The 13,093-nt window shown below is 55.0% G+C and carries 10 protein-coding genes; 8 read left to right on the top strand and 2 right to left on the bottom strand.

All coding sequences use genetic code 11. The features are described from left to right. Positions 1–9: 9 nt before the first annotated feature. The 7 genes from hflK (at position 10) to rlmB (ending at position 7,918) form a co-directional block, all read left to right on the top strand. On the top strand, positions 10–1,275 hold the full coding sequence (gene hflK / locus AC07RN_RS11015; RefSeq protein ID WP_011915618.1) for an FtsH protease activity modulator HflK: 1,266 nt from the start codon (positions 10–12) through the stop codon (positions 1,273–1,275). 2 nt (positions 1,276–1,277) lie between these two features. After that, positions 1,278–2,282: a protease modulator HflC gene (gene hflC / locus AC07RN_RS11020; RefSeq protein ID WP_011915619.1), complete on the top strand. Its 1,005-nt coding sequence runs from the start codon at positions 1,278–1,280 to the stop codon at positions 2,280–2,282. Positions 2,283–2,354: 72 nt separating this feature from the next. Next, a complete protein-coding gene (locus tag AC07RN_RS11025) occupies positions 2,355–2,552 on the top strand; it encodes a DUF2065 domain-containing protein (protein WP_011915620.1) in 198 nt (65 codons plus the stop codon). 101 nt (positions 2,553–2,653) lie between these two features. Continuing rightward, positions 2,654–3,952, top strand: coding sequence for an adenylosuccinate synthase (locus AC07RN_RS11030; RefSeq protein WP_011915621.1), 1,299 nt, complete (start codon positions 2,654–2,656; stop codon positions 3,950–3,952). Between the two features lie 190 nt (positions 3,953–4,142). After that, positions 4,143–4,568 carry a nitric oxide-sensing transcriptional repressor NsrR gene (gene nsrR / locus AC07RN_RS11035; protein ID WP_011915622.1) on the top strand — a complete coding sequence of 142 codons (426 nt, stop codon included), beginning with the start codon at positions 4,143–4,145 and terminating at the stop codon, positions 4,566–4,568. 38 nt (positions 4,569–4,606) lie between these two features. After that, positions 4,607–7,081 (top strand): ribonuclease R, encoded by a 2,475-nt coding sequence (gene rnr, locus AC07RN_RS11040; RefSeq protein ID WP_011915623.1) that lies wholly within the window; start codon positions 4,607–4,609, stop codon positions 7,079–7,081. A 102-nt stretch (positions 7,082–7,183) separates the two neighbouring features. Further along, positions 7,184–7,918 carry a 23S rRNA (guanosine(2251)-2'-O)-methyltransferase RlmB gene (rlmB, locus tag AC07RN_RS11045; protein ID WP_235134589.1) on the top strand — a complete coding sequence of 245 codons (735 nt, stop codon included), beginning with the start codon at positions 7,184–7,186 and terminating at the stop codon, positions 7,916–7,918. A gap of 68 nt (positions 7,919–7,986) precedes the next feature. Here rlmB and AC07RN_RS11050 read toward each other — a convergent pair whose 3' ends face one another. Further along, positions 7,987–9,276: an MFS transporter gene (locus tag AC07RN_RS11050; RefSeq protein WP_478336352.1), complete on the bottom strand. Its 1,290-nt coding sequence runs from the start codon at positions 9,274–9,276 to the stop codon at positions 7,987–7,989. A gap of 192 nt (positions 9,277–9,468) precedes the next feature. Between AC07RN_RS11050 and AC07RN_RS11055 the strand changes: the two genes are divergently transcribed. Beyond that, the gene (locus tag AC07RN_RS11055; RefSeq protein WP_478336353.1) at positions 9,469–11,091 is read left to right on the top strand and encodes an isovaleryl-CoA dehydrogenase; all 1,623 of its coding nucleotides are present in this window, start codon (positions 9,469–9,471) and stop codon (positions 11,089–11,091) included. Here AC07RN_RS11055 and AC07RN_RS11060 read toward each other — a convergent pair. Further along, entirely contained in the window at positions 11,088–13,019 is a 1,932-nt protein-coding gene (locus tag AC07RN_RS11060; protein ID WP_478336354.1) for a methyl-accepting chemotaxis protein, read from the bottom strand. The two genes, AC07RN_RS11055 and AC07RN_RS11060, sit on opposite strands and share 4 nt — an antisense overlap. Positions 13,020–13,093 lie beyond the last annotated feature (74 nt).

The following is a 13,093-nucleotide window of genomic DNA, read 5'->3' on the forward strand; positions in this document are numbered from 1 at the left end:
AGCATATACATGGCGTGGAATCAGCCCGGTAATAACGGACAAGACCGCGACCCGTGGGGAAGCAGCAATAATCAAGGCGGCAACTCTGGGGGAAATGGCAACAAAGGTGGTCGCGAGCAGGGGCCTCCTGATCTGGACGACATCTTCCGCAAGCTAAGTAAAAAGCTGGGCGGTTTTGGTGGTAAAGGTTCCGGTTCTGGTTCCGGCGGAAATGCCCCGCAGGGGCCACGCCCGCACCTTGGTGGCCGCGTAGTGAGCATTGTTGCCGCTGCCGTGGTGATCATTTGGGCCGCCAGCGGTTTCTACACCATTAAAGAAGCTGAGCGCGGTGTTGTCACTCGCTTCGGCAAGTTTAGCCATCTGGTTGAGCCGGGTCTGAACTGGAAGCCAACGTTTGTCGATAACGTGACTGCGGTAAACGTAGAATCGGTTCGTGAACTGGCGGCGTCCGGCGTGATGCTGACTTCTGACGAGAACGTGGTTCGCGTCGAGATGAACGTGCAGTACCGCGTCACCGATCCTAAAAACTACCTGTTCAGTGTGACCAGCGCGGACGATAGCCTGCGTCAGGCGACTGACAGTGCGCTGCGTGGTGTGATCGGCAAATACACCATGGACCGTATTTTGACTGAAGGTCGTACCGTTATTCGTAGCGATACCCAGCGTGAGCTGGAAGAGACCATTCGTCCGTACAACATGGGTATCACCCTGCTGGACGTCAACTTCCAGGCTGCTCGTCCGCCGGAAGAGGTGAAAGCTGCGTTTGATGATGCGATTTCCGCTCGTGAAAATGAGCAGCAGTACATCCGTGAAGCAGAAGCCTACACCAACGAAGTTCAGCCACGTGCTAACGGTCAGGCGCAACGTATCCTTGAAGAGGCGCGTGCGTATAAGACTCAGACCGTGCTGGAAGCGCAGGGTGAAGTAGCCCGCTTTGCTAAGCTCCTGCCTGAATATAAAGCCGCTCCGGAAATTACCCGTGAACGTCTGTATATCGAGACCATGGAGAAAGTGCTGAGCCATACCCGTAAAGTGTTGGTGAATGACAGCAAAGGTGGCAACCTGATGGTTCTGCCGCTGGACCAGATGCTGAAAGGCGGTAGTGCCTCTGGCGCGAAACAGGATAACAGCGGAGCCAACAATCTGCTGCGCCTGCCTCCTGCGTCCGGGAGCAACTCTAACGCCAAAAACACGTCGTCTTCAACCGATGGTGACATCATGGACCAACGTCGCGCTAACGCGCAGCGTAACGACAGCCAGCGTCAGGGGGAATAACGATGCGTAAGTCAGTTATTGCGATAATTATCATCGTGCTGGTAGTGCTTTATGCCTCAATCTTTGTAGTGAAAGAGGGCGAACGCGGTATCACCATGCGCTTCGGCAAAGTTCTGCGTGACGATGAAAACAAACCGCTGGTTTTCGAGCCGGGTCTGCACTTCAAGCTCCCGATGATCGAATCAGTGAAAATGCTCGATGCCCGTATCCAGACCATGGATAACCAGGCCGACCGTTTCGTGACCAAAGAGAAAAAAGACCTGATCGTCGATTCCTACATCAAATGGCGTATCAGCGATTTTAGCCGCTACTATCTGGCAACGGGCGGCGGTGACGTCTCTCAGGCGGAAGTGCTGCTGAAACGTAAGTTCTCTGACCGTTTGCGTTCTGAAATTGGTCGTCTGGATGTGAAAGATATCGTCACCGATTCTCGTGGTCGTCTGACGATTGAAGTCCGTGATGCGCTGAACTCCGGTTCTGCGGGTACCGAAGACGAAGTCGCAACGCCAGCCGCAGATGATGCGATTGCGAAAGCAGCTGAACGTGTTCAGACCGAGACTAACGGCAAAGCGCCGGTGATCAACCCGAACAGTATGGCTGCGTTGGGTATCGAAGTCGTTGACGTGCGTATTAAGCAGATCAACCTGCCTGCCGAAGTGTCCGAAGCGATCTACAACCGTATGCGCGCTGAGCGTGAAGCGGTTGCCCGTCGCCACCGTTCACAAGGTCAGGAAGAAGCTGAAAAGCTGCGCGCCACTGCCGATTATGAAGTAACGAAAACGCTGGCAGAATCTGAACGTCAGGGCCGCATTATGCGCGGTGAAGGCGATGCAGAAGCCGCGAAACTGTTTGCTGATGCATTCAGTCAGGATCCGGATTTCTATGCCTTTATCCGTAGCCTGCGTGCTTATGAAAACAGCTTCCAGAGCAACCAGGATGTGATGGTGCTCAGCCCGGATAGCGATTTCTTCCGTTATATGAAGACGCCAGGCAACGCCACGCGATAAACTCAACGCCGTTTGAGTGATCAAACCACCGCTCTCTTCCGAGGCGGTGGTTTTCTTTTATAAGGATCCAAAATGAATTCAACCATCCTGTTGGCACTGGCGTTAGTTTTGGTGCTGGAAGGCCTGGGACCGATGCTTTATCCGCGTGCCTGGCGACGCATGATTGCCACCATGAGCCAACTGCCGGATAATATTTTGCGTCGTTTTGGAGGGGGTCTTGTGGTTGCCGGTATCGTTATCTACTACATGTTGAGGAAAACGATTGGCTGATCAAAAAGTGGTCGGATTTGCCTTATATTGCGGGCAAAAAGTGCTGTATATCTGAAAAAGCGGTGGTAGAATCCATTTTTAAGCAATCGGTGATTTTTAAAATGGGTAACAACGTTGTCGTACTGGGCACCCAATGGGGTGACGAAGGTAAAGGGAAGATCGTTGATCTTCTGACTGAACGTGCTAAATATGTTGTACGCTATCAGGGTGGCCACAACGCGGGCCATACTCTCGTAATCAACGGTGAAAAAACCGTCCTCCATCTCATTCCATCAGGTATTCTTCGCGACAATGTGACCAGCATCATCGGTAACGGTGTTGTGCTGTCTCCTGCTGCGCTGATGAAAGAGATGAAAGGCCTGGAAGACCGTGGTATCCCGGTTCGTGAGCGTCTGCTGCTCTCCGAAGCTTGCCCGCTGATCCTCGACTATCACGTGGCGCTGGATGTGGCGCGTGAAAAAGCGCGCGGCGCAAAAGCTATCGGCACCACTGGCCGTGGTATCGGCCCTGCTTATGAAGATAAAGTTGCTCGCCGCGGTCTGCGCGTTGGCGACCTGTTCGACAAAGCCACCTTCGCTGACAAACTGAAAGAAGTGATGGAATATCACAACTTCCAGCTGGTGAACTTCTATAAAGCTGACGCTGTTGACTACCAGAAAGTGCTGGATGATGTCATGGCGGTAGCGGATATCCTGACCGGTATGGTTGTGGATGTGTCCGATCTGCTGGACCAGGCGCGCAAGCGTGGCGATTTCGTCATGTTCGAAGGCGCTCAGGGTACACTGTTGGATATCGACCACGGTACCTATCCGTACGTGACCTCCTCTAACACCACCGCGGGTGGCGTGGCGACCGGCTCCGGCTTGGGCCCGCGTTATGTGGATTACGTTCTGGGTATCATCAAAGCTTACTCCACTCGCGTGGGTGCAGGTCCGTTCCCGACTGAGCTGTTTGATGACATCGGCGAGTTCCTGTGCAAGCAAGGCAACGAGTTTGGCGCGACTACCGGTCGTCGTCGTCGTACCGGCTGGCTGGATGTGGTCGCCGTGCGTCGTGCCGTGCAGATCAACTCCCTGTCTGGCTTCTGCCTGACTAAGCTTGACGTGCTGGACGGCCTGAAAGAAGTGAAACTGTGCATCGGTTACCGTATGCCAGATGGTCGCGAAGTGACAACCACTCCGCTGGCCGCTGATGACTGGGAAGGCATCGAGCCAATCTACGAAACCATGCCAGGCTGGTCAGAAACCACCTTTGGCGTGAAAGCGCGTAGCGGCCTGCCGCAGGCGGCGCTGGATTACATCAAGCGTATTGAAGAACTGACTGAAGTGCCGATCGATATTATCTCTACCGGCCCTGACCGTAGTGAAACGATGATTCTGCGCGACCCGTTCGACGCATAATTTCGTGACTGCTGGCCTACGGAGCGATCCGTAGGCCGGATAAACGCTGTTCCATCTGGTTTTTGCCCTCTGTTTCCGCTTTTACCCCTTTCCGTTTAAATAAATTCGCCGTTAACTATCTGGCTGGTTTATCATCATTATTGAATATCTCTGCGGTTAAACCGCGTTTTTCCCTTTTCCTGAGGTTGATGTGCAGTTAACGAGTTTCACCGATTACGGCTTACGTGCGCTGATTTACATGGCGTCGTTGCCACAAGGGCAGATGACCAGTATCTCTCAAGTTACAGAGGTCTACGGCGTGTCCCGTAATCATATGGTCAAAATAATCAATCAACTTAGCCGTGCGGGATACGTGACTGCCGTCCGCGGGAAAAACGGGGGAATTCGTCTCGGTAAACCCGCACAGAGTATTCGTGTAGGGGACGTGGTGCGTGAACTGGAGCCGCTGTCTCTGGTGAATTGCAGCAGCGATTTTTGCCACATCACCCCCGCATGCCGCCTCAAACAGGCACTTTCTAAGGCTGTGCAAAGTTTCCTTATGGAACTGGATAACTACACGCTGGCCGATTTGGTTGAAGAGAATCAACCGCTGTATAAATTATTGCTGGTGGAATGAAGAAAATTTTCGCCGGAGCTGACAACGGAGGAACCGCTATGTCACATGATCCTTTCCAGGACCGCGAAGCAGAAAAGTACGCGAATCCTATCCCAAGCCGCGAGTTCATCATCGAACACTTAACAAAGCGCGAAAAACCCGCCAATCGTGAAGAACTTGCCGTTGAATTAAATATTGAAGGTGAAGAGCAAATTGAAGCCCTTCGCCGCCGTCTACGCGCCATGGAACGTGACGGTCAGTTGGTCTTTACCCGCCGTCAGTGCTACGCGCTGCCAGAACGTCTCGACCTGCTGAAAGGCATCGTTATCGGTCACCGCGATGGTTACGGTTTCCTGCGCGTCGAAGGGCGTAAAGACGATCTGTACCTGTCATCTGAACAGATGAAAATGTGCATCCATGGCGACCAGATTTTGGCGCAGCCGCTGGGGGCCGATCGTAAAGGCCGTCGCGAAGCGCGCGTGGTGCGTGTGCTGGTGCCTAAAAACAGCCAGATTGTCGGTCGTTACTTTACCGATGCCGGCGTGGGCTTTGTGGTGCCGGACGACAGCCGTATGAGCTTCGACATCCTGATCCCACCGGAAGAGGTAATGGGCGCGCGAATGGGCTTTGTGGTGGTGGTTGAACTCACCCAACGTCCAACCCGCCGTACCAAGGCGATCGGTAAAATCGTGGAAGTGCTGGGCGATAACATGGGTACCAGCATGGCTGTGGACATGGCGCTGCGTACGCATGAAATCCCTTACGTCTGGCCGCACGCGGTTGAAGAACAGGTCAAAGATCTGAACGAACAGGTGCCGGAAGAAGCCAAAGTCGGTCGCGTGGACTTGCGTGATTTGCCGCTGGTGACTATCGATGGCGAAGATGCGCGTGACTTCGATGACGCCGTATTCTGCGAGAAGAAACGCGGCGGCGGCTGGCGTTTGTGGGTGGCGATTGCTGATGTCAGCTATTATGTTCGCCCTAACACGCCGCTCGACGCCGAAGCGCGCAGTCGCGGTACGTCGGTGTACTTCCCGTCGCAGGTCGTACCGATGCTGCCAGAAGTGCTCTCCAACGGCCTGTGTTCTCTGAACCCGCAGGTCGACAGGTTGTGTATGGTCTGTGAAATGACCATCTCTACCAAAGGGCGCTTAACCGGCTACAAATTCTATGAAGCGGTGATGAGCTCGCATGCCCGTCTGACCTATACCAAAGTCTGGCATATGCTGCAGGGCGATCAGGAATTGCGCGAGCAATATGCGCCGCTGGTTAAACACATCGAAGAGCTGCACAACCTCTACAAAACGCTGGAGCAAGCGCGCGAAGAGCGTGGCGGGATCTCCTTTGAGAGTGAAGAAGCCAAGTTCATCTTTAACGCTGAGCGCCGTATCGAACGTATCGAGCAGACCCAGCGTAACGATGCGCACAAGCTTATCGAAGAATGCATGATTTTAGCCAACATCTCGGCGGCGCGTTTCGTTGAGAAAGCCAAAGAGCCTGCGCTGTTCCGTATCCACGATAAGCCGACGACCGAAGCCATCACCTCTTTCCGTTCTGTTCTGGCGGAGCTGGGTCTTGAATTGCCAGGCGGCAGCAAGCCAGAGCCGCGTGATTACGCCGAACTGTTGACTGCGATCGCCGATCGGCCTGACGCAGAAATGCTGCAAACCATGCTGCTGCGTTCGATGAAACAGGCGATTTACGATCCGGAAAACCGTGGTCACTTTGGTCTGGCGCTGCAGTCTTACGCGCACTTTACCTCGCCGATCCGTCGTTATCCGGATCTGTCACTGCACCGCGCCATTAAATATCTGGTAGCGCAAGAGCAGGGGCATAAGGGCAATACCACTGAAACCGGCGGCTACCATTATTCGATGGAAGAGGTGCTGCAGTTAGGTCAGCACTGTTCTATGGCGGAACGTCGCGCCGATGAAGCCACGCGTGATGTTGCGGACTGGCTGAAGTGTGACTTTATGCTGGATCAGGTGGGCAACGTCTTTAAAGGCGTGATTGCCAGCGTGACCGGCTTTGGTTTCTTCGTCCGTCTCAATGAGCTGTTCATCGATGGTCTGGTGCACGTCTCCTCGCTGGACAACGATTACTATCGTTACGATCAGGTGGGACAACGCCTGACCGGTGAGTCCGGCGGTCAAACGTATCGTCTGGGCGATCGCGTAGAAGTGCGCGTTGAAGCCGTGAATATGGACGAGCGTAAGATTGATTTCAGCCTGATTTCCAGCGAACGCGCGCCGCGTAATGTGGGTAAAACCGCGCGTGAAAGTGCGAAAAAAGGGTCTGGCGGTAAGAGCAACGGCAAACGTCGTCAGGCAGGTAAAAAGGTGAACTTCGAGCCAGACAGCGCTTTCCGGGGTGACAAAGGCAAAGCAGCACCGAAACAGCCAAAAGCTCCACAATCCCCAAAAGCGAAAGCTGAGAAAGCGGAAAAAGGCGCGAAAAAACCGTCGGCTAAAACGCAAAAAATAGCCGCTGCCACCAAAGCAAAACGCGCAGCGAAGAAAAAAATCGCTGAGTAATTTTTCCCTCACCCCTCCCATGGGAGCATTTTCCTCCTTCTCCCTGTGGGAGAGGGCTGGGGTGAGGGTGATCCGTTAACAGAGTGAAAGACGAGTCCATCAATGAGTGAAATGATTTACGGCATCCACGCGGTGCAGGCCCTGCTGGAGCGCGCTCCAGAGCGTTTTCAGGAAGTGTTTATTCTGAAAGGCCGTGAGGACAAACGTCTGCTCCCGCTGATCCATGCGCTGGAAGCTCAGGGCGTAGTAATTCAGCTGGCTAGCCGTCAGTTCCTCGACGAGAAAAGTGAAGGTGCGGTCCATCAGGGGATTATTGCCCGTGCGAAACCGGGTCGTCAGTACCAGGAAAACGATCTTCCGGACTTGATTGCCGAGTTGGATAACCCGTTCTTCCTGATCCTCGACGGCGTGACCGATCCACACAACCTCGGCGCGTGTTTGCGCAGTGCCGATGCAGCAGGTGTGCATGCGGTGATCGTTCCACGCGATCGTGCGGCGCAACTGAATGCGACGGCGAAGAAAGTGGCTTGTGGCGCAGCGGAAAACGTTCCGTTGATCCGCGTGACCAATCTGGCGCGCACTATGCGTCAGCTTCAGGAAGAGAATATCTGGATCGTCGGTACGGCGGGTGAAGCCGATCATACCGTTTACCAGAGTAAAATGACTGGCCGTCTGGCACTGGTGATGGGCGCAGAAGGCGAAGGTATGCGTCGTCTGACTCGCGAACATTGCGATGAGCTGATCAGCATCCCGATGGCGGGTAGCGTGTCGTCTCTGAACGTCTCCGTTGCGACCGGGATTTGCCTGTTTGAAGCGGTTCGTCAGCGCACCAAATAAACAGTAAGGCCGTCCACAGGACGGCCTTATTTTTTCTCCGTGGGTTAGAGCGCCAGACAGTGGCAACCTTACTCCTCTAACGACCGCAAATGGTCATCTTTATTAAGCGTCATTAGCGCCGCCATACTGACCACCGCTGTCGCCATCACGTAGTACGCCGGAATATCCAGATTACCCGTCTGTTTGATCAAGCCTGTAATGATTAAGCCCGCACAGCCTGAGAAAATCGCGTTCGACAACGAATACGCCAGCCCAAGCCCTGTGTAACGCACGCGCGTCGGGAACATCTCCGACAGCATCGCCGGTCCTGGCCCTGCCAGCATTCCCACCAAACCGCCTGCAATCAGCACGACAATAGCTTTAATCGCCAGCGTGGTGGACTCGGCCTGTAACACTTTTAGCAGCGGTAGCGCCAGAACCAGCAATAGCCCAGTGGCGATCAGCATCACCGTGCGACGACCGATTCGGTCGCTCAATATCCCCGATGGAATAATGGTTAGCGCAAATCCGACATTCGAGATCACGGCAATCAGCAGCGCCTGGTTAAAGCCGGTGTGCAGCGCCGACTGTAGATAGGTGGGCATGATGACCAGATAGGTATAACCCGCAGCCGACCACACCATCACGCGTCCTATCCCCATCACGATGGCCTTGAGCGCCGCACCGGCCTGCGCCTTCGCAACGACCGGGTTTTCCTGCTGCTTCACAAAGCTTGGCGTCTCTTCCATGCTGACCCGCAGCCAAAGTGCGACCACGCCCATCGGCAGCGCAAGGAAGAACGGAATGCGCCAGCCCCAGTCGTGCAGCGCTTCGGGTGTGAGGACGGCAGAAAGCAGCGCCACAATTCCTGCACCGGCTAACAGACCCAGCGCCACGGTAAAGGACTGCCATGCACCGTAAAGCCCGCGTTTGCCGCGCGGGGCAAATTCGGTCATCAGCGACACAGCGCCGCCATATTCACCCCCCGCAAACAGCCCCTGTAAAATGCGTAGCCCGGTGATGAGAAGCGGCGCGGCAATGCCAATGCTGGCGTAGACCGGCACGATACCGATCGCCGCCGTCGCGAGCGTCATCAGCACCAGCACAATGATCAACGTGGGTTTACGCCCAATGCGGTCGCCCATTCGCCCGAACACCACCGCGCCCAACGGGCGGAAGAAAAACGCAATCGCGAACGAAGCGTAGGTCAGAATGAGGCTGGTCGTTCCTGCTTCACCTTCAAGCTGGAAGAAGTTTTTCGCAATAACGGTGGCCATAAAGCCATACACCGCAAACTCATACCATTCGATAAAGTTACCAATAGAGCCTGCAACTAAAGCGCGCTTATGCGCATCCGGCGCACGTTGGGAAGATTGCATAATGATTCTCTTCTGGAAGGTGAGAATAAATTATTCAACAGAATGACCAGAGTGAAATAGTTTATTCTTATATTGTGTGACCTGTTTCACGAATGATCTCAGCAAGATCGCTGCCTTGTGACCCGACTCCCATGCAGCTTCCGCGGTCGTTGTCCATAATGACCTTCATTGCCATTGAAGGAGGGACGCACCATGCACTGGCAGACACATACCGTTTTTAATCAGCCGTTACCCCTTTCCAACAGTAATCTGTTTCTTTCCGATTGCGCGCTACGCGACGCCGTCATCCGCGAGGGGGCGGAGTGGGACATAGAGTTGCTCGCCAGTATCGGCCAGCAGTTGGGCACGGCGGAATCGCTGGAGCTAGGCAGGCTTGCTAACGCAAATCCCCCTGAACTTTTACGCTATAACGCTGCGGGCGAGCGGCTGGACGATGTACGGTTTCATCCGGCGTGGCATTTGCTCATGCAGGGGCTGTGTGCGAATCGGGTCCATAATCTGGCGTGGGAAGATCAGGCCCGGAGGGGATCGTTTGTCGCGCGCGCGGCACGATTCATTCTCCATGCGCAGGTGGAAGCTGGGACGCTTTGCCCGGTGACCATGACGTTTGCCGCGACGCCATTATTACAGCAATCCCTCCCTAAACCTTTTCACGACTGGCTGACGCCGCTGATGAGCGATCGTTACGATCCGCATATCGCGCCTGGTGGGCAAAAACGCGGACTCTTAATCGGGATGGGAATGACCGAAAAACAGGGCGGATCGGATGTCCTGAGCAACACCACGCGCGCCGAAAAATGCAGTGACGGCAGCTATCGGCTGGTGGGACATAAATGGTTTTACTCCGTGCCTCAGAGCGATGCGCATCTGGTGCTGGCGCAAGCAAAAGGGGGGCTTTCATGCTTTTTCGTCCCGCGCATATTACCTGACGGGCAGCGCAACGCCGTGCGGCTGGAACGCCTGAAAGATAAGCTCGGCAATCGCTCCAACGCCAGCAGCGAAGCGGAGTTCATGGAGGCTTCTGGCTGGATTTTGGGGGAGGAGGGCGAAGGCGTACGCCAGATCCTCAAAATGGGTGGACTGACGCGCGTTGACTGCGCGTTGGGTAGTCACGGGCTGATGCGCCGTGCGCTTTCTGTTGCGCTGTACCACGCTCACCAGCGCCAGACATTTGGCAAAAATCTGGTCGATCAGCCGTTGATGCGCGAAGTGCTGAGTCGCATGGCCCTTCAGCTTGAAGGGCAAACCGCGCTGCTGTTTCGTCTGGCGCGCGCCTGGGATCAGCGCGAAGACCCGCAGGAAACCGCCTGGGCGCGGCTCTTTACGCCTGCCGCGAAATACAGCGTCTGTAAAGCGGGAATCCCCTTTGTGGCGGAGGCGATGGAAGTGTTGGGCGGCGCAGGCTATTGCGAAGAGAGTGAATTGCCGCGTCTTTACCGCGAAATGCCGGTGAACAGCATCTGGGAAGGGTCGGGCAACATTATGTGCCTGGACGTTTTGCGCGTCCTGGCGAAGCAACCTGCCATTCTCGACGTACTACAGGAGGATTTTGCCCAGGTAAAAGGGCAGGACCGACATTTTGATCGCAGCTGGCGGCAGCTGCAGCAGAAGCTGCGTAAGCCTCAGGAGTCGCAGGGGCGGGAGATCAGCCAGCTGATATTTTTATTGGGCGCAGGTGCACAAATGCTGCGGCACGCATCGCCCCCGGTGGCGCAGGCGTGGTGCCGCATGATGCTGGATGCCCGTGGCAGCCTGGTGCTGAGCGAGCAGGTCAAAAATGACCTACTGCTGCGCGCCACGGGGCGGGTGGTTTAGTGTTTTAAGCGGAAAATGCTGACCACTTCAGCCAGATGCGATCCCTTCTCCCGCAGCGTTTGTGCAGTTTGCTCGCTGCGTGAAACGCGATCGGCGTTGATATGCGACGCTTCGCCAATGTGGGTCATCGCCAGGTTGACCTGATGTATCCCCGCAGATTGCTCATGCGACGCGTGGTTAATCTCGGTCACCAACTGGTTGATGTTATCGATATGCGTAATGATCGACGCCATCGCGTGCTGGGTTTGCTCGGAAAGCTGGTGGCCTTCGCTCACTTTCTTCAGCGTATCGCCGATCAACTGCTCGATTTCTTTTACCGCATTGGCACTGCGGGCGGCCAGCGCACGCACTTCCTGGGCGACAACGGCAAAACCTTTGCCATGCTCACCCGCACGCGCAGCTTCCACCGCGGCGTTCAGCGCCAGGATATTGGTCTGAAACGCGATGGACTCAATCACGCGGGTGATGTCTTCGATACGTTTCGATGCGTCGCGAATATCATCCATCGTCGCGACCGCGTTTCCGACGGTTTCTCCGCCGTGATGCACGGCGCGTGAGGTCTCACCAACCAACTGCTGAGTTTGCTCCATGTTTGCCGCATTTTGCTGCACAGTCGCGGCAAGTTGCTCCATACTCGCCGACGTTTCTTCAACGCTGCTCGCCTGTTTATTAATCTGCTCAGAGATTTCACCGGTATCGGAAGCCAGTGCGTTAGTCCCCTGGTGGATTTCACCTGCCGCTTCGCGAACCTGCTGAACGATCTGCTGCAATCCGGCGCCAATGCCGTTAATCGCGCCGATCAACTGGCCAACTTCGTCCTGACGGGTGACGGGCAGTTCCGCCCGAAGATCGCCCGCAGCGTATTGACGAGCTAAATCGATAACGTCGCGCAGTGGACGGGTTAACCAGCGACGGATAATCACGACAAACAGCGCAGCGAACAGGGCGGAGATCACGATTCCCGCCAGCAGGAAGCGATCGCGCATGGCGTTGACGTTGGCCAGCAACACGGATTTATCCACTTCACCGATGATTGTCCAGTTCCAGCCTGGCAACGGCGTATACGCCATTTTAAGCGTACGGCCATCGTCGCTTTGACGTTCCAGAGTGCCGGATTTTCCGCTCAGAAGTTGCTGCTGAATCTCGTTATCCCACTTCGGCAATTTTCCTTCTTCGCTGGAGTGGAACAGGTATTGCCCGCGCGTTTTGCCGTTGCCGCGATCTAACACATAGAAATGACCGCTGTCGCCGAGGCGGCGATTGAGGATCTTTTCACGCATCACGTTCCAGGAACGGGTGATATCAACGCCGACAAAAACGATTGCAATCACCTGGCCGCTCGCATCTTTAACCGGCTGATACTGGGTGATGTAGCGCTTGCCAAACAGCAATGCCAGACCGCGATAGACTTCGCCTTTGCTCACGGAGCCAAACGCGGCGCTGGAATTATCCAGCACGGTGCCGATGGCGCGATCGCCGTTTTCTTTGCGCAGTGACGTCGCCACACGAATAAAGTCATTACCGCTGCGGACAAACAGGGTTGAAATCGCGCCGGTACGGTTCAGGAAATCATCAGAAAAGGTATTGTTTTCGTGGAGTTCAGTTTCACCTCCTTTCAGCAAAGGTGCATTTTGCCCGTTAATGGTACGCATTTGGCTGGCATCGCTGCTCAGCGGTTGGGGCAGAAATGTGCCGAAGAGTTTGGTGTAACTCTCGACTTCTTCGCTAAGGCTGGTGTTGAACATCTCGACCATATCCACCACGCCCGTGGACTGGTTATGCAGATCTTCCACAGCAAGGGCTTCGAGCTGTTGGCTGGCTTTTTGACTCAGGAGAAAGGTGAATAACAGGAAGAGCGTAGCAACGCTCGTACCGGTAAGCAGCGAAAGCTTGGTGCCCAAACCAGAACGGCGGAAAAAATTGATCATAAATTGCTCATTGTCGAAAAGGTATGGCAGTTCAACGGCAGAGCGGGGATAACATTTACCAAACTTATGTAACA

The sequence above is a fragment of the Lelliottia sp. GFLA7 genome, assembly GCF_056490165.1.